Annotated in this window: 15 protein-coding genes; 12 read left to right on the top strand and 3 right to left on the bottom strand. The window is 74.1% G+C overall.

What is annotated here, in order from left to right:
* Positions 1-241: 241 nt before the first annotated feature.
* From ACFWTC_RS05225 to ACFWTC_RS05190, 8 genes are read left to right on the top strand one after another with little or no spacing between them, the layout of a single operon-like run.
* Positions 242-955, top strand: a complete 714-nt coding sequence (locus ACFWTC_RS05225; protein WP_383919501.1) for a glycosyltransferase family 2 protein — start codon at positions 242-244, stop codon at positions 953-955.
* Complete coding sequence (locus ACFWTC_RS05220) at positions 952-1,377, top strand: hypothetical protein (RefSeq protein ID WP_384026186.1); 426 nt, start codon at positions 952-954, stop codon at positions 1,375-1,377. The genes ACFWTC_RS05225 and ACFWTC_RS05220 overlap by 4 nt, the downstream gene beginning before the upstream one ends.
* Positions 1,377-2,489, top strand: coding sequence for a glycosyltransferase family 4 protein (locus tag ACFWTC_RS05215; RefSeq protein WP_383919495.1), 1,113 nt, complete (start codon positions 1,377-1,379; stop codon positions 2,487-2,489). Before ACFWTC_RS05220 ends, ACFWTC_RS05215 begins: the two co-directional genes overlap by 1 nt.
* Entirely contained in the window at positions 2,486-4,777 is a 2,292-nt protein-coding gene (locus tag ACFWTC_RS05210) for a DUF2206 domain-containing protein (RefSeq protein WP_383919492.1), read from the top strand. The genes ACFWTC_RS05215 and ACFWTC_RS05210 overlap by 4 nt, the downstream gene beginning before the upstream one ends.
* Complete coding sequence (locus ACFWTC_RS05205; protein WP_384026189.1) at positions 4,774-5,925, top strand: glycosyltransferase family 4 protein; 1,152 nt, start codon at positions 4,774-4,776, stop codon at positions 5,923-5,925. The genes ACFWTC_RS05210 and ACFWTC_RS05205 overlap by 4 nt, the downstream gene beginning before the upstream one ends.
* Positions 5,918-7,312 carry a lipopolysaccharide biosynthesis protein gene (locus tag ACFWTC_RS05200; protein ID WP_384026191.1) on the top strand — a complete coding sequence of 465 codons (1,395 nt, stop codon included), beginning with the start codon at positions 5,918-5,920 and terminating at the stop codon, positions 7,310-7,312. The genes ACFWTC_RS05205 and ACFWTC_RS05200 overlap by 8 nt, the downstream gene beginning before the upstream one ends.
* Positions 7,309-8,553: a polysaccharide pyruvyl transferase family protein gene (locus ACFWTC_RS05195; RefSeq protein ID WP_383919484.1), complete on the top strand. Its 1,245-nt coding sequence runs from the start codon at positions 7,309-7,311 to the stop codon at positions 8,551-8,553. The genes ACFWTC_RS05200 and ACFWTC_RS05195 overlap by 4 nt, the downstream gene beginning before the upstream one ends.
* Positions 8,550-9,668, top strand: coding sequence for a glycosyltransferase family 4 protein (locus ACFWTC_RS05190; RefSeq protein ID WP_384026194.1), 1,119 nt, complete (start codon positions 8,550-8,552; stop codon positions 9,666-9,668). Before ACFWTC_RS05195 ends, ACFWTC_RS05190 begins: the two co-directional genes overlap by 4 nt.
* 99 nt (positions 9,669-9,767) lie before the next feature.
* Here the strand turns inward: ACFWTC_RS05190 and ACFWTC_RS05185 are convergent, their stop codons facing one another.
* Positions 9,768-10,970 carry a cellulase family glycosylhydrolase gene (locus ACFWTC_RS05185; protein WP_383919479.1) on the bottom strand — a complete coding sequence of 401 codons (1,203 nt, stop codon included), beginning with the start codon at positions 10,968-10,970 and terminating at the stop codon, positions 9,768-9,770.
* Between the two features lie 161 nt (positions 10,971-11,131).
* On the opposite strand from ACFWTC_RS05185, the gene ACFWTC_RS05180 reads away from it, so the two are divergent.
* Positions 11,132-11,329 carry a hypothetical protein gene (locus ACFWTC_RS05180; protein ID WP_383919476.1) on the top strand — a complete coding sequence of 66 codons (198 nt, stop codon included), beginning with the start codon at positions 11,132-11,134 and terminating at the stop codon, positions 11,327-11,329.
* Positions 11,330-11,393: 64 nt separating this feature from the next.
* On the opposite strand, the gene ACFWTC_RS05175 is transcribed toward ACFWTC_RS05180, so the two are convergent.
* On the bottom strand, positions 11,394-12,818 hold the full coding sequence (locus tag ACFWTC_RS05175; RefSeq protein ID WP_384026197.1) for a hypothetical protein: 1,425 nt from the start codon (positions 12,816-12,818) through the stop codon (positions 11,394-11,396).
* Between the two features lie 448 nt (positions 12,819-13,266).
* Between ACFWTC_RS05175 and ACFWTC_RS05170 the strand changes: the two genes are divergently transcribed.
* Together ACFWTC_RS05170 and ACFWTC_RS05165 are read left to right on the top strand one after the other, a co-directional pair.
* Complete coding sequence (locus tag ACFWTC_RS05170) at positions 13,267-13,770, top strand: PPOX class F420-dependent oxidoreductase (protein WP_384026199.1); 504 nt, start codon at positions 13,267-13,269, stop codon at positions 13,768-13,770.
* Positions 13,771-14,241: 471 nt separating this feature from the next.
* A complete protein-coding gene (locus ACFWTC_RS05165; protein WP_383919468.1) occupies positions 14,242-14,562 on the top strand; it encodes an SH3 domain-containing protein in 321 nt (106 codons plus the stop codon).
* Between the two features lie 238 nt (positions 14,563-14,800).
* On the opposite strand, the gene ACFWTC_RS05160 is transcribed toward ACFWTC_RS05165, so the two are convergent.
* Positions 14,801-16,213, bottom strand: coding sequence for an MFS transporter (locus tag ACFWTC_RS05160; protein ID WP_384026202.1), 1,413 nt, complete (start codon positions 16,211-16,213; stop codon positions 14,801-14,803).
* 140 nt (positions 16,214-16,353) lie between these two features.
* On the opposite strand from ACFWTC_RS05160, the gene ACFWTC_RS05155 reads away from it, so the two are divergent.
* Positions 16,354-17,175 carry a helix-turn-helix transcriptional regulator gene (locus ACFWTC_RS05155; protein ID WP_383919567.1) on the top strand — a complete coding sequence of 274 codons (822 nt, stop codon included), beginning with the start codon at positions 16,354-16,356 and terminating at the stop codon, positions 17,173-17,175.
* The last annotated feature ends 72 nt before the right edge of the window (positions 17,176-17,247 follow it).

The raw sequence follows: 17,247 nt of genomic DNA, 5'->3' as shown, positions 1-17,247 counted from the left end.
TCGTTTCGCGCCGATTTGCTCATCACGGGCAGATCACGCGGGTGGAAGGGTGTCTCACCGGTCGGATAAGGTCACCGCTGGCCCGGACACCGGGCCGACGTCCGTACCAGAGAACACCCAGCAGACCGCCCGGCATCGGGGTGCGGCCGAGACTCCACGAAGTGAAGGCCCTCAGTTGCAGCGGCGCGCGGGCCGTCGTTCTCGTCCGGCACCGGGGGATGAATTGAATACGCTTTCCGTCGTGATTCCGGCGCTCAACGAGGCGCCCAACCTGCCCACCGTGGTGAACTCGGTGCCCACGGGCGCGCTCCGCGCCCTGGGATGGGAGACCGAGGTCATCGTCGTGGACAACGCCTCCACCGACGACACGGCCGCGGTGGCCGCCTCGCTCGGCGCCAGGGTCGTCTCGCAGCCCGAACGGGGGTACGGCAACGCCTACCACGCCGGGTTCCGCGCGGCCAGCGGCGACGTGATAGCCACCGGCGACGCCGACTGCACCTACCCGTTCGACTCGCTGCCCGAGCTGCTGGCCACCTTGACCGAAGCCGACGTCGAGTTCATGACGACCGACCGGCTCCGGCGTGAGAACCGCTCGGCGATGAAGCCGTCCCACACCGTGGCCAACTACGCGCTGAGCGCCCTGAGCCGGGCCCTGTTCCGCAACGGGCTGCGCGACTCACAGTCCGGCATGTGGGTCTTCCGCCGCTACGTCTGGGACGGCGTCGACGTGAAGTCGACGGGCATGGCCTTCTCCCAGGAGATCAAGAACGCCGCCACCCGGGCCGGTTACCGGTGCCTCGAAGTACCGATCGAGTACCGCAACCGCCAGGGTCAGGTGAAGCTGAACGCGCTGCCCGACGGCATGGCCAACCTGCGCCAGCTCTTCGAGCACCGCTTCCGCCGGCCGGCCGAGGGCCGCCCCGCGAGCTGCGAGCGGCGGCACACCCCGGCATGAGGAAACGCCTGATCCGGGCCGCCCTGGTGTTCGTGCTCGCCGCGGGCTCGTGCGCGGGCGCCTGGTCGCTGCCGGCCGTGCGGACGGTCCTCCTGGAGTCGTTCAGCCGTCAGCAGACCGTCTTCATCGAGCTGTACTTCACCGAGAACCCGCGCTTCGACGGCGCGAGCGTCCTCGTCCCCTTCGCCGTGAACGACCGCGGCTCCGGAGCCCGTTCACTCGTCGCGACGCTCACCGTCGAGGCCGCGGACGGCCGAGTGCTGGCGACCGGAACCTACCCCGTCGAACCCCACCAGGGCGCCGCCGTCCCGGTCACGGCGCGGGTCCGCGTCAAGGGGACCGACGTCGCCCTGGTCCGGGTCTCGCTGACCGGGCACCCCCAGACACTCCACTTCCGCTTCGGCCCGCCCCCGGAACTCTGATGCGCACCGTTCTCCAGATCACCCCGTACTACCCCCCGCACCTCGGCGGCCTCGAACGCGTCGTGCTCCACCTGTCGCACCGCCTCGCGGAGCGCCACGACGTCCGCGTCGTCACCACCACGCTGGGCTCCGGCGGCGCACCGCGGCGGGCCCGGGAGGACGGCGTGTCCGTACGCAGGCACCGCGCCGCCGAGTTCGCCCACACCGCGGTGGCCCCGGGGCTCCTCGGCTCGCTGCTGGCCGCCCCGCGCGGCGCCGTCCTGCACGTGCACTGCGCTCACGCCCTCCTGCCGGAGACGGTGGCGCTCGCCGCCCGGCTGCGCCGGCAGCCGTTCGTCCTGCACTTCCACCTCGACGTGGACGCCAGCGGACGCCTCGGCGGGCTCCTGCCCGCCTACAAGAAGCACGTCTTCGGGCGCGTCGCACGCGCCGCCGCGGCGGTCATCGTGCTGACCCGGCAGCAGGCCCGCTTCGTCGAGGAGGCCTACCGGGTGCCCGCAGCGCGCGTGCACGTGGTGCCCAACGGGGTCGGCCCGGAGTTCTTCCGGCCCGTCACCGCCCCGCTCGCCGACCAAGCCGCCGCCCCCCGTCCCCTGCGCCTGCTGTACGTCGGCCGCCTCAGCGCCCAGAAGAACGTCGCGCGGCTCCTCGACGCGATCGGCCTGGCCGACGCCCCGGTCAGGCTCCGCGTCGTCGGCGGCGGCGAGCTCGATGCCGACCTGCGGGCCCGGGCCGCACGCCTCGGCCTCGGCGAGCGCGTCGAGTTCGCCGGTCCCCTGTACGGCGGGGAACTCCTCTCCGCCTACGCGGACGCCGACGTATTCGTCCTGCCCTCGGACCGCGAGGGCATGCCCCTGGCGGCGCTGGAGGCCATGGCCGGCGCCCTCCCGGTCCTGGCCACCGACGTGCCCGGCACCACGGAACTGCTCCGCGGCGTCGGCCTGCTGGCCGCACCGGAGCCGGCCGCGCTCGCCGCCGCGGTGGACCGCCTCGCGGCCGACCCCGGCCTGCGCCGCGAGCTGGCCGGCCGCAGCGCCGAGCGGGCCCGCCGCCACACCTGGGACGAAGTCGCGCGACGCGTGGAGCTCGTGTACCGGGAGGCCGGGATATGAACCCGCCCCCCTGGCTGCGCGGTCGGCTCGGTGTCCTGCTCAGCCTCGGCCCCGCCTGCGCCGTCGAGATGGTGCCCGGCGTCCCCGGCCCGCTGCTCGCGCCGGTCGGCCTGTGGCTGCTGCTCGCCGCCCCCGTGCTGCTGCTGCGCGGCTTCACCGACAAGGTGGTCTCCACCCGCAGCGGCTCCCTCATGCTGGCGACGGGCCTCGCCGTGCTCCTCGACATCCTCGTGGCGCTGTCCGTCAACACCGTGCTGCCGCCGCTCGGCGTGGAACGGCCCCTGACCCGGCTGGTGCTGGCCGCGGCGACCACCGTCGTGCTCCTCGTCCTCGGGATCCTCGCCCCCCAGTCGGAACGCCCCCTCCTGCGCGGCGCCCCCCTGCGCGGTGCACGCCCGGTGGCCTGGGCGGGCGGAGCGGCGCTGCTGCTCGCCGTGGCCGGCCCGATCCGCCTCAACAACGGTCTGGGCGGAGCCGTCAGCACGGTGTCCCTGGTCCTCGTCGCGGCGCTGGTCGTCCTCCTGCTGGTACGCCACGGGCGCTGCTCGCCGCCCGTCCTGGAGGCGGGGATCTACGCGGCTTCCGCCGCCCTGCTGCTGCTCACCTCCCTGCGCGGCTGGTACATCACCGGGCACGACATCCAGCGCGAGTACCTCTACTTCCGGCTCACCCTCGGCGGCGGGTTCTGGGACATCTCCGCCTACACCGACCCGTACAACGCGTGCCTGAGCATCACCCTCCTCCCGGTCAGCGTGTTCCGGCTGACCGGGATCGAGGACGTCTACGTCTTCAAGGCCGTTCTGCCGCTGCTGTTCGCCCTGACCCCGGTGCTGGTCCACCGCGCGGTGCGCAACGTGGCGCCCCCGCTCGTGGCGCTGCTCTCCGCCGTGTTCTTCATGGCGTTCCCCACCTTCTTCACCGACATGCCGTTCCTGGGCAGGCAGGCCATCGCCTTCCTCCTCCTGGCCTGCGCGATGCTGGTCCTGACGGATGCCCGCCGCCCGCTGCCCCTGCGGCGCGTGGTGTTCACGGTGCTGCTGGCCGGAGTGGTCCTGTCGCACTACTCGACGATCTACGTGATCGTCGGCACCCTGGCGACGGCGTTCACCGTGGACAAGGCCTGGCGGCTGGCCTCCCGCCGGGGCCGCGCCCATCCGCACCGCCCCCGCGGCCAGGACCGCATGCGGACCTTCCTGACCTGGTGGACGGTGGTCGTCCCGGCCGTCCTCGCCCTGCTGTGGGCCGGTCCCCTCACCCACACCGGCGGCCAGCTCGAAAGCACCCTGCGCGTCGTCGCGAGCGACCTGTTCGGGCCCGGAGGCGCCCGCGGCGGCTCCTCCGACACCCGCTACAGCCTCTTCGGCGGCGCCGGGGTCACCCCCGAGGAGCGGCTCGCCGAGTACCGCGAGGACACCGTCGCCTACACCCGGGCCGACCGCGCCGCGGGCAAGTACCCGGCGCTGGAGGGCCTCGCGAAGTACCCCACGCCCGTGGCCGAGAAGGAGAACCTGCCGCTCACGCCCGCCGGCCGGGCCCTCGCCTCCGCCGGCCTGAGCGTGTCCGCCCTCAACGGGGTCCTCCGCCAGGCAGCCGCCCTGCTGCTCCAGGTCCTGGTCCTGGTCGGGTTCGTGATCGCCCTGCGCGGCCGCAGGAGCCCGTTCACCCCCGTCCGGGACCAGATCACGCTGACCGTGGGCGCCCTCGCGATGATGGGCCTGTTCACCCTGGTCCCGCAGCTGTCGGTCGACTACAGCGTGCTCCGCGCCTTCCAGCAGGGGCTGTTGTTCTTCGCCCCGTTCATCGCCGCCGGCGCCCTCTGGGCGGTGGGCTGGGCCGGCCGCCGCGCAGTCCCCGTGCTCTGCGCCCTCGTCGCCGGGCTCCTGCTCGACCTGACCGGGGTGGTCCCCAAGGCACTGGGCGGCTACCCCGCGCAGCTCGCGCTCAGCAATTCCGGACCCGCCTACGACATCTACTACCCGCACGCCGAGGACCGCCGGGCCGCGATGTGGCTCAACCAGCGGGCGGCGGGCGACGACCTCGTCGTACAGACCGACCGGTACTCCTTCAGCCGGCTCCAGACCCTCTTCACCGTCCGCACGCAGGACAGCGTCCACCCCGCGCTGCTGCGGTCCCAGTCCTACGTCCTGCTCGGCTCCACCCCCACCCGCAAGGACGAGGTCACGGTCTTTTTCCGGGGCGACCTCGTGACGTACCGGTATCCGCGCGAACTCCTCGACACCACTCGCAACCTCGTCTACAGCAACGAAGGGGCCGTGATCTACCGGTGAACCACCCCCCGCGCCGGCCCCGGATCCTGCTCGTCAGCCACTACTACCCGCCGCACCTGGGCGGCATCGAGAACGTCGTCCGGGGCGAGGCCCTCCACCTGGCCCGGCACGGCGCCGACGTCACCGTCCTGACCAGCGGCGACCGTGCCGGAATCCACCACGAGGACGGCGTCCGCGTCGTACGCGTCGCCGCGTCCAACGCGGTGGAACGCCGATCGGGCGTCCCCTTCCCGCTGTTCTCGCCCGCCTTGCTGCCCGCCGCCCTGCGCTGGGCCCGCCACGCCGACGTCGTCCACGTCCACGACTGCCTCTACGCGTCCTCCTGGGCCGCCGGACTCGCCGCGGCCGCCACCCGCACCCCCACCGTGGTGACCCAGCACGTCGGTCTGGTGGCGCACCCCTCGGCCCTCGTCCGCGCCGTCCAGCGGGTCGTCTACGCCGTCGCGGGCAGGCCCCAGCTCCGCCGTGCCCGCCGGGTGCTCACCGTCAACGCCGGCGTCGCCGCGTTCGTCCGGAGGCTCGGCGCCCGGGCCGATGCCCACCACCACCTCTCCAACGGCGTGGACACCGGCCTGTTCCGGCCGTCCGCCGACCCCGCGGAGCGCGCCGCGGCCCGCGAGCGGCTCGGTCTGCCCGCCGGACGGATCCTCGTCCTCTTCGCGGGCCGGCTCGTTCCGAAGAAGGGGTACGGCCTCCTGCTCGACGCCCACGCGGGCGACTCCGCGTACGACCTCGTCTTCGCCGGTGACGGGGACGGCGCGGCCCTCGACGGGCGTCCCGGCGTCCACCGCCTCGGCGCCCTGTCCGCCGGGGAGCTCGCCGACGCCTACCGCGCGTGCGACGTGTTCGCCCTGCCCTCCACCGCCGAGGGCTTCCCGCTGACCGTCCAGGAGGCCATGGCCTCCGGCCTGCCCGTCGTCACCAGCGACGACCCCGGATACGCCCCCTACGGCTTGGAGGGCGACGTCGCCCTGCTGGTGCCCCGTACGGTTCCCGCGCTGCGCGCCGCGCTCGGCGGCCTGGTGGCGGACCCGGGCCGGCGGGCCGCGATGGGGGCCGCTGCCCGCCTGCTCGCCGAGGAGTCGTTCGGCTGGGACCGGCACGTCGCAGCGCTGCTCGGGCACTATCGGGAAGCCGGCCGTGGGTAGGCACGCCCGGCCCGCGGACCAGATGTTCCGGAGCTCCTTCTTCCTGCTCGCGTCCACCGTCACGACGGCCGGTCTGAGCTTTCTCTTCTGGGTGGTCGTCGCCCGTTTCTACCCGCCCGAGCAGGTCGGGCTGGCCACCTCGCTGATCTCCGCGACCTCGCTGCTGTCCTACCTCAGCATGTTCGGCCTCAACAGCACCCTGATCCGCTTCCCCGCCGAAGGCACGGCCCGCAACGGCCAGATCACCCAGTCCACGGCGCTGGTGCTGCTGGTCTCCTGCGCCGCCGCCGGGATCTACCTGCTCGGGCTCCCCTGGTACGGCCACAAGCTGCTGTTCGTCCGCGAGCACCCGCACCTGGCCGCCCTCTTCGTCCTGTCCTGCGCCTGCGCCTCGCTGAACCTCCTGGTCAAGTCGGTCTTCATCAGTGCCCGGATGGCCCAGTACAACGTGCTGTCCGACGGGATCCTCCAAGGCCTGGCCAAACTCGCCGCGCCCGTCGCCCTGGTGGGTTTCGGCGCGGCCGGGATCCTCGGCTCGGCGGGCATCGGCTACGCGGTCGCCGGAGCGGCGGCCCTGCTCCTGCTCCGGCGCCGCCTCGGTTTCCGGTTCGATTTCCGCACCCGGGGCACGCGGCTGCGCGAACAGCTCCGCTTCTCCGTCGCCAGCTACGTGTCCAGCCTGATCAACCTGGCGCCCGTCCTGGTCACCCCGCTGATCGTGCTCCAGAAGCTGGGCGCCGCCGAAGCCGGGTACTACTTCGTCGCCTTCCAGATCGCCGCCCTCCTGAACTCCGTCTCCACCGCCGTGGGCGAGGCCGTCTTCGCCGAGGTCTCCTCCGACGAGTCCCGGTTCGGCGAGCTCCTGCGGCGCTCCGCGAAGATCATCGCCGCCGTGCAGGTGCCCGCCGTCGCCGTCGTCGCGGCCGGCAGCGGGCTGCTCCTGCTCATGTTCGGCGGCGGGTACGCCACCGCCGCGAGCGGGCTGCTCAGCGTGCTCGCCCTGGCCGCCCTCGCCGTCGCCCTCAACACCTGGGCCTGTTTCGGGCTGAAGCTGGCCGGGCGGATGAAACAGCTGATCACCGCCAACACCATCCTCGCGGGCACCTCCATCGGCCTGTCCGCACTGTGGGCGCCGCGCGGGCTGGTCTGGGTCGGCTGTGCCTGGGGCCTCGGCAACCTGACCGCCGGACTGTTCGCCACCGCCGCGCTACTGCGCGGCCGTCCCTCCGCGCCCCGCCCCCCGGAACCGGACGTCGACCCCGGACCGGGCTGGTCCCCCGTCGACACCCTCCAGCTGCGTGCCGTCCGCCTGCCCGGCCCGACGGCTCCGACGGCTGCCGCCCCGCCTTCCGCCGCCGCACCACCTGCCGAAAGGTACCGCCCGTGAAGATCGTGGTGATCAACGCCTACGTCCGGGAGAACGCGGGCGACGCCGCGCTGCTCTCCGTCTGCCTGCGCCAGATCCGGGAGGTCCATCCCGACGCCGACATCTCCGTCGCCGGCATGGAGGACCCCGCCGTCCACCCCGCGTTCGAGGGCGCCCCGAACCTCGGCTCGATCCGCCGCCACGTCGCCGACGGGACGGCGTCGCTGCCCCGCCGGATCCTGCGGAAGGCGTACGTCGGCGCGACCGCCGCCGGCCTCCTCCTGCTGCCCCGCGCCGCGGCCGGGCTCCTGCGCGGGGCCCTGCCCGCCGAGGCGCGGCGCGAGGCGGACGCCCTGACCGGCGCCGACCTGGTGGTGTCCACCGGAGGGGCGTACGTCCTGGCCCGCCCGGGGCTCGACGGCCACCAGAACCTCTTCTTCGTCCTCCTGCCCGTCCTGCTCGCCCAACGTGCCGGCGTGCCGGTCGTCTTCGCCCCGCAGTCCTACGGGCCGTTCCCCTCGTCCCTCCAGCGGCGCCTCGTGGCCCGCGCCCTCGGCCGGTCCCCGCTCGTCCTGGCCCGCGAGGACGTCAGCGTGGCCCAGCTGCGCGGCTGCGGCCTGCCCGATGCGGTCGTGACCCGGGGCGTCGACTCCGGCTTCGCCTTCGACCCGCCGCCGGCCTCCGACTGGCGGGCCCGGCTCGGCGTCGGACCGCAGCAGCGGCTGGTCGGGGTCACGGCCCGCCGCTGGCTGGCCCCGGCCGCTCAGGACGCCTACGAACGGGCCCTGGCCGCGACGATCGACGCCGTCCAGGGCACCGGGGCCCGCGTCGTGCTCATCCCGCAGGTGAGCACCGACTACCTGGGCGACGACGACCGCGTCGTGGAGCGCCGGATCGCCGCGCACTGCACCGCGGCGCCCCTGCTGGTCGAGGACAGGGTGGACTACCGCGACCTCAAGGGCGTCTACCGCGAGTGCGCCCTGCTGATCGGCACCCGCTTCCACTCGGTGATCTTCTCCCTGACCAGCGGAGTGCCCTGCGTGGCCATCGAGTACGAGCACAAGACCCGCGGCATCATGGCCGACCTCGGCCTCGGCGCCCACGTGCTGCCCATCGAGGACGTCACCCACCCCCGGCTGTGGGCGCTCGTCGAGCCGCTGCTCCAGGACGACTCCGGCTACCGCGAGCAGCTGGAGCGGCGCCTGCCCGGCTACGTCGCCGAAGCCCGCCGCTTCCCCGACCTGCTGCGGGCCGCCCTGTGAGCCCCCGCACGGTGGCCGTCGTCACCCCCTACTACCCCCCGCACCTCGGCGGCGTGGAGCAGTACGCCGCCCGGGTGGCCCGCGCCGTGCACGACGCGCCCGGATTCGAGGCCGTCGTCCTCACCAGCCGCCCCGGGGTCCGCACCCGTACCTCCGTCGAGGACGGCGTACGGGTCGTCCGGCTCGGCTCCTGGCTCCGGCTCTCCAACACCCCCCTGAGCCCCCTGTGGCCGCTCCAGGTCCGGTACTGGCTGCGCCGCACGGGCGCCGACGTGGTCCACGCCCACGCCCCCGTGCCGGGCCTCGGGGACATCGCCGTCGCGGTCGCCGGACGCCGTCCCACCGTGCTCACCTACCACGCCGGCTCGATGCTGAAGGGCGGACCCGGCACCGGCGCCGCGGACCGCCTCATCGGCGTGTACGAACGCCGGGTACTGCCGAAGGTGTTCGCGAGGGCCCGCGCGCTGGTCGCCGTGTCCCCGGTCTCCCTGGCCGCGGGGCGGCCCGGAGCCCTGGAGATCAGCCCGGGCGTCGACATCGGCCGGTTCACGCCGGGTCCGCCGCCTTCAAGCCGTCCGCCGACGCTCCTCTACGTCGGCCGGATCGACCGGTCCTCGGCGTGGAAGGGCGTCGACGTCCTGGTGCGCGCCCTGGCCGGGGTGCCCGGGGCCCTGCTGCGCCTGGTCGGCGGCGGCGACGCGGTCGCCGGCCACCTCGCCCTGGCCGCCTCCCTCGGCCTCGCGGACCGGGTCACCGCGGCCGGGGAACTGACGGGCCGGGACCTCGCCCGGGAGGTACGCGAAGCCGCGGTGCTGGTGCTGCCCTCCCTCACCGAGGCCGAGTCGTTCGGCATGGTCCTGGTGGAGGCCATGGCCTGCGGCACCCCGGTGGTCGGCTCCCGGGTGGGCGGCATCCCGTACGTCGTCGAGGACGGGCGGACCGGACTGCTGGTGCCTCCCGGCGACCCCGTCGCGCTGGCGGGGGCCTGCCGGCGCCTCCTGGAGGACGGCGCTCTGGCTGACCGGCTGGCCGGGGCCGGGCTGCGTACCGCACGTGAACGGTTCTCCTGGAACGGCCTCCTGGCCCGGTACGTGGAGCTGTTCCGCTCGCTGTGACCCGCGGCGGGACCGCGGCGGGACCGCGGCGGGACCGCGGCGGGACCGCGGCGGGACCGCGGCCGGGACGCCTCCCGGGCGGGCCGGGAGGCATCCCGGCTACCGCGGCTGCTGCTTCTCGTACTCCTCGATGGCGGCCCGGAGCGCGGCGAAAGCGGGTTTCGCGGAACCGTCGTAGCGGCGCAGCCCGTAGTACTTGGAATGGCTCTTGTCGTTGCCGGTGGCCGTGTCCTGATGGGCGAACCAGAACGCGGCCGCCACGTACTTCTCCTTCGCGGCGGTCGGCACGGTGTCGGTGGCGATCCGCGCCTGGAACGCCTCGGTGACGTGCGTGATGTTCTCCGTCCGGGACTTCTCGTCGGCGGCGGAGTTGCCGGGGCCGTCGGTCGGCGCGCCCGTCTCCGTCAGCCACACGGGGAGGCCGGGCGTCCCGTGCCGCTCGGCGACGCCGACCAGGTTCTCCCCGGCGCTGCTGATCTCCCTGAACACCTTGCCGTCGTGCGGGAGCTGGGGCCACGCGTAGGGGTGGTAGCTGAGCGCGTCGACCACCTTGTTGCCGCCGAGCCTGCAGACCTGCTCCAGGAAGTCCAGGTGGGAGACGTACTTGATCGATTCCCAGGTGCCGACGGCGGCCAGACCGCCCATCAGCACGTACGCCGTCGGGTCGGCTTCGCGCAGCGAGGCGACGGTGGACTTCAGCAGGGTGGTGTACGCCTTCGCGTCGGGCTTGGGGTACCAGAACTGCGGGAGGTTGGGCTCGTTCCAGACCTCCCACGTGTGCACGCCCTGGGGTGCGTAGCGCAGGGCGGCGAGTTTCGCGAACGCGGCGAACTTGCCGGGGTCGGCCGGCGGACAGGTGGGGCGGTGCCCGGAACAGGATGCGGCCCGGGCCCACCCGGGGGTGTAGGCGACCGTGGCGAGGACGTCGAGGTTGCGTTCGCGGGCCGCCTTGACGATCCGGTCGAAGCGCTGCCACTGGTAGGTGCGCGGGCTGTCCGGCTGGATGTTGTTCCAGGAGAGGTCGACCCGGATCCACGTGGTGCCGAGGCCGACCGCGTCGTTGAGGGCGGCGGCCAGGCCGTCGTCGGACTTCCACGTGAGGGTGTCGCCGTAGGACAGGCCGAGCCGCAGGTCGTGCTCCTTGGGCGGCTCGGGCGGCCGCTGGAGGCCGTTGGCGGGACGGGTGTCCGCATCGGACGAGGGGCCGGTCGACGCCGCCGCCACGACCGTCGCGGCGGCCGCCAGGACGAAGGAGACGAGGGCGACGACGAGCCGTTGCCTTGTACTTGAGTGCCCCACCATGGGGGTCAGCCTAGGCCAAGCGCGCGGTTCGCGGTTCGCCGTCCCCCGGCCCGGCCCGGTACGGTCCGCGTCCCGCCCGCGCGGTGCGGTGCGGTGCGGTCGGGTGGTGACGAAACGGTCACGTGCCGCCACGTCCCGGGGCGCGGAATCGTTGATGCGGCATGCAGGAGACGATGTTCGCAGCGCGGGCGACCAGCGGGGGCCCGCGACCGCTCTGGGCGGCATGGACCGAGTCCGACTCTCCGATCTACGACCGGCTGGAGCGGGAGTGGGTGCTGGCGGGCCGGACGGTGCCCCGCCCGCCGGCCCCGGCCGGATGGGACCGGGTCGGGCGCCGAGACCGCTTCGGACGGGCCTGACCGGTGCGCCGGCACCCACAGCGTCCGCCCCGCCCTTCGTCGTCCCAGGCGCTGCTGCCCGTGCTCAGCCGCTGTTCGACGGTGAGGACCGGACCGCACCGGCAACCCGGGCGGCCGCCGCGTAGGCGTGGACGGCGCTGACCAGGGCGGTGCCCGCCGCGATCGCCCATACGAACCACCCCGGGTCCGCGACGGCGGCGCGGTAGGCGGTGACGGCCAGCAGCAGCGACGAGGCGCAGAAGCAGGTGACGGAGACGGCCGGGGGCACCGCGCCGAGGGCCTCGGTCTTCGACGCGCGGTCGAACGACGTGCAGGTCCACGCGAGGACGACGACGGTGGTGACGTACGCCGCCACCTCGGCCGCCACCGGCGACGCGGGCGCGCGGGCCGCGGTGGCCACCACGGCCGCGGCCTGGAGCTGGGTGACGCCCACGATCGCGTACACGATCCGGCCGGCGACCGGCGGGTTCGGCAGGGTCGTGCCGAACCACGAGGCGAGCGTCCAGAACGCGCCGGTGAAGGCCACGACGTTCAGCAGGCCGGACCAGGTCGCCGCGGACAGCGACGTCAGTTCGCCCGCCGCGGCGGCGAGGGCGAGCAGGGCGGCCGCGGCGTACCCCCACCGTGCCGGGCCGGAGCCGTGGCGCGGGAAGCGCACGCCGTGGACGGCGAAGAGCAGGCCGCCGACACCCGCGCCGAGGGCGGGGAGCCAGCCGGGCAGGTCGGCGGAGCCCGTGCGGAGGGCGGCGCCGAGCAGGCAGGACACCGCGAACACCACGGCCCCCAGCGCCTGTAAGCCGCGTACGACGAACACCGGATAGTGCGCCGGGAGCGGATCCGCGATCCGCCGCGCGGCCCAGGGGTCGTCCGTCCCGCCCTGGTCGAAGGCCGCGGAAGCGGCCCTCCGCCGGGCCGCGACCCGCTCCTCCGCCGGTGGGAGCGGGCCCTTCCCGGGATCCCCCCAGACGGTCACCAGGTAGGCCGACGTGGCGAAGACGACCAGGGCTGCCGTCAAGGCGGCCGCGGGGACGCCCGACAGGCCGACCGGCACGGTCGACGCCGCTTCCACCCGGGCCTGGAGCGGCCAGAGGGCCGCGGCGACGCCCAGCATCGGCACCGTACCGGCGCCGAGGACGAGCCCGGTGCGGAGCGGCTCCCGCAGCCGGCCGGCGGCCCCGGCGGTGGCCGCCCCGGCGTAGACCAGGCCCGCGCCGACGAACCCGGCGGTCTCGACGGTGTTCCAGGCGTCCGCCTTCGCGTGCGCGGTCCTGCGGCCGGCGATCTCCTCGTACGTGCCGGTGCGGGAACCGGTGCCGAGGCACGCGTCGCCCGGGCGCATCAGTTTCCCGTCACACACCGGCGGTCCGGCGTACGTGGCGGAGGCCGCGTCGTGGGCCGCCGTCAGCGCCCAGGCGATGACCAGCCAGCCGATCACGAGGAGCACGGCGCCGATGGTCCGGCCTTGGGCATCCGTCACGGAGTCCGTCACCGCCGGGCCTCCCTGTTCCGCGCGGTGGGCCCCCCGATCACCGGTGGATCCCACGTCGCTCACGCGTCCGTTTCGAGCCACATCCTGACACCGGGCCTCCGCCCCGCCGGGGCGGAGAGGAGGGGCGTCACCTGAACGAGCGAGCCGTGACACGGCTCTGACGAGGGGGATCGCGCGGCCGGCGGGTGTGGTCCGTGAGTTGAGGGGCGTGGTCCGGGAGTTGGGGGCTCGGTCGAAGAAGGTGCCCACCTCCCCGAAGGGCCGCGAGAGCGCCTCGTACGACACGAGGGGTGCGGAGGCGCGAGGGGTGCGGAGCCCGCTCCGGGGAACGGAGACCCGGAGCGGGCGAGTGCACCCAATCCATCAACGACCCGGAGCAGAATCGGTTCCGCAGAATCGGCCGCCGGTTGCCGGAATACGTCGCGTCCGGTCCCGGGTTGAGGCCCACATGGCAGACACCACGAACACGACGGACCCGACGGACCCGACGGACCCGGTGAGCGCTGCGAGCAGCGCGGACACTGCGGGCGCGCCCTTCGACCCGCACGAGCTGCTCGCGCGCAGCCGGCTCGGGGTCCTCGCGACCCTGAAGTCCGACGGCCGCCCCCAGCTGTCCCCCGTCCTGCCGTCGTACGACCGGGCCGCCGGGCTGATCCGGGTGTCGACGACGGAGGGAACCGCCAAGACCGCCAACCTGCGCCGCGACCCGCGCGCCGCGCTGGAGGTGACCGGCCCGGACGGCTGGACGTGGGCCACCGCCGAGGGCACGGTCACGCTCGTCGGGCCGGGCACCGACCCGCACGGTCCCGAGGTCCAGGCCCTGGTGGACTACTACCGGCTGGCCGCCGGCGAGCACCCGGACTGGGATGAGTACCGGTCCGTCATGGTGTCGGACCGCAGGGTGCTGGTGACGATCGCCGTCGACCACGTGTACGGCGCGTCGCTCCGTTGACCGCCGCCCGGCCCGCCGCCGCGGCGGCGGGCCGGGCACCGCAAGTGCGGCCGTACGACCGGGTACCACGTCGGGTGAAACCCACGGGTTCGAGGGGCGGTTGGTGCGACAGCGGGCTGCCGCACTGACTGCGGGGGCTGATCGCCCTCGCCGCCGCGCTCGGTCGTTTCACCGGCGGCGCTGAGAGCTGCACCACCTCCTACAGCCTGAGGGTCGCCCGCGTCCGGACGTCCTCATGTGGTCGCCCCCGGTCTTCTGGGGCGCCCTCGCCGTACTGGTGGGCGGCATCGCCGTGGGCACACGGGCGGTGTGCCGGGGGTGAACCGCCGGCGCCCCGCCCCGGTCCGGTCGCTCCGCCGTTCGAGGGACCGTGCGGTGTGCCGGACGGCCGTCCGCGGAACGGCGGCGCAGGGTCGTTCCCAAGGCCGCGTTCGATGCGCGCCGGTGAGTCGTGAGGTTGGGGAGACGCAGATGCGCATGTTCAGAAGGATCGCTGTGGCGGGTACGGCGGCCGCCGCCTCGGCCGTCCTCTTCGCCGGGGGCGCGCTGGCGGCCGTACCGTACGCCGACGGCCTGGTCGTCAGCTCGGCCGGCGTCAAGGTCCGCGCCAACGCCACCACCAATGCCCGCGTGGTCGGCTCCCTGCGCCCGTGGGAGAAGGTCAGGCTGTCCTGCCAGGTGCAGGCCAAGTGGGTCGAGGGCAACAACGTCTGGTACCGGCTGCACGGCCAGCCGACCGGCTGGGTGTCGGCCCGGTACGTGCACAACTACACCGTCGTGCCCTGGTGCTGACGCGGCATCCGTGACGTGGCCGCGCAGCGGCGGAGGGGCTCCTCGCCGACCGCGCCGGCCACAGGTCGTGCCCTGCGCCGTCGGCGGCGCGGCGCACGTCCGTCTTCCGGACCCGCCGGGCAGCGGCGGGTTCGCCCGGCCACGGGGCGGGCCCTCCCCTCCGCTGGCCGTGATACGGGTCACGGGGGGGGGCGGTGGGCCCGTGGGGCCGGGGCCGCTCGGGCCCGCGGCCCCGACCTCACGCCTTGCGTCGGCCGAGTCCGATCGCCACCAGGAGCGCGGCGGCGAGCACGACGGCCGCGTCGATCGCCAGCACCGTCCGCACGCCGTCGAGCAGCGACGCCTGCGTGGTGGCCAGGACGCCGAGCAGCGGGATGCCGATGGTGATGCCGACCTGCTGGGTGGTGGTGACCAGGCCGGTGGCCAGGCCCTGTTCCCCGTCGGGCACCCCGCTCGTCACGGTGACCCCGTACGAGATGATCGCTCCGAGGTGGAACATGCTGGCCAGCGATACGGCCACGGTCGCCAGCAGGGCGCCGGACTCCGTGCCCACGCCGAGCAGCGCGGCGATGAACACGCCCTGGCCGAGCAGCGAGCCGACGAGGGTGCGGCGGGCGCCGAAGCGGCCGATGAGGGTGGGGGCGTACGTGCCGGCGACGGCGGACGCGATGCCCTGGACGCCGAAGACCAAACCGGTCCGGAAGGCGGACAGGTGCAGGGTCTCCTGGAGGTAGAGGGTCAGGACGAAGACGACCGTCGACATCATCGAGAAGGTCACGAGGCCTCCGATGTTGCCCCAGGCGACCGTGCGCCGCTTCAGCATCGGCAGGGAGACCAGCGGGGCCTCGGCCTTCGCCTCCACCACCGCGAAGGCGGCGAGGAGCACGAGCCCGGCGGCCAGCGTGATCCGGACGTCCGCCCCTCCGAAACCGCGCTGGGCGGCCGTCGACAGGGCGTAGATCAGCGCGAGCAGTCCGCCGGTGACGGTCACGGCGCCGGGTACGTCCAGCCGCGGCCGCTCGGGGGTGCGCGATTCGGGCAGCAGTCCGGGGGCGAGGAGGAGCACGATCACCGAGGCGACCGCGAGCAGCCCCATAGTCGAGCGCCATCCGAGGGTGTCGGTCATGACCCCGCCGAGCAGCATGCCGACGGTGAAGCCGAGGGACAGCAGGGTGCCGGAGATGCCCAGTGCCCGGTCGCGCAGGGGGCCTTCGGGGAACGTGGTCGTCAGCAGGGACATGCCGGTCGGCACGATGATCGCCGCGCCCAGTCCCTGGACGGCGCGTCCGGTCAGGAAGGACGCCGGGTCCCAGGCGAAGGTGGCGAGCAGGGAGGCCGAACCGAAGACCGCGAGGCCTGTCAGGAACAGCTTCTTGCGGCCGTAGAGGTCGGCGATGCGGCCGAAGAGGAGCAGGAAGCCCCCGGACGGCAGCGCGAAGGCGGTGACCGCCCACTGCAGGGCGGACCGGCCGAGGCCCAGGTCCTTGCCGAGGACGGGCAGGGCCACGTTGAGTACGGAGAAGTCGAGCGCCACCATGAACTGGGCGGCGCAGAGTACGAAGAGGACCAGCCTGGCCCGGCCGGAGAGCCGGTGGCCCCCGGGGTCCGCCGTGTGCGGAGCGGTGGTTGTCGTCTGTGTGTCGGTCGCCATGGCCCCACCTTCACGGCGCGGGAATGCCCGTGGAGAGTGGGAACTTATCCTGTTGGTGGCACCACCAGGGGGCCGGCAGGGGGAACTTCGTGGCGACACCGATCGACAAGCACCGCCGGGCTGAACTGCGGGAGTTCCTGATGAGCCGGCGGGCCCGGGTGACGCCGACGGAAGCCGGGCTCCCGGACGGCGGAGCGCGGCGCCGCACGCCCGGTCTGCGGCGCGAAGAGGTCGCCGTGCTGGCCGGGGTCGGGGTGTCCTGGTACCAGTGGCTGGAACAGGGGCGCGACATCACCGTGTCGGCGCAGGTCCTGGACTCGGTCGGCCGGGTGCTCAAGCTGACCAGCGCCGAGCGGCGGCACCTGTACGTGCTCGCCGGCCTCAACCCGCCCGCCCTGGAGGTCGCCCCCGGGGACCGGGACATGTGCCACGGCCTGAAGCGGCTGATCGACGCCTGGATGCCCTACCCCGCGCACATCATGGACGTGTACTGGAACACGGTGATGTACAACGAGGCGGCCGCGCTGGTGCTCGGGATGCGCCCGGAGACCGTGCAGAACTGTCTGGTCGCCTTCTTCACCGATCCGATCTACCGGCTCCGCTCCACGCGCTGGGAGGAGGTGGCGCGCGAGGTCGTGGCCCAGTTCCGGGCGGCCTGTTCGGAGCACCCGCGGGACGAGGGGTTCCGTACGGTCGTCGCGGAGGCGAAGGAACGCAGCCCGGAATTCGCCGCGCTGTGGGAGCAGCGGGACGTACGGCCCGGCGGCCAGCTCCGGAAGGAGATGGAGCACCCGGTCGTGGGCACGCTGCACGTCGAGTCGACCCAGCTGCGCGTGCCGGCCCGACCCGACCTGTCGATCGTGCTCCACACCCCGCTGCCGGGCACGGACACGGCCGCGAAACTGGAGTGGCTGACGTCTCCGGAGGGGCGGCGCGGCCTGATGTACCCCGTCGCGGGCTGAGCGGACGGGGGCGACGGGGGCCGGTTCGGGGCCGGTTCGGGCGGTCGGCTCGGCGGGTTGGATGGCTGGCCG

Source organism: Streptomyces sp. NPDC058619, assembly GCF_042717785.1.
In the GTDB taxonomy this organism is placed as follows: Bacteria; Actinomycetota; Actinomycetes; order Streptomycetales; family Streptomycetaceae; genus Streptomyces.
This window is presented reverse-complemented; position numbering and strand designations above follow the sequence as displayed.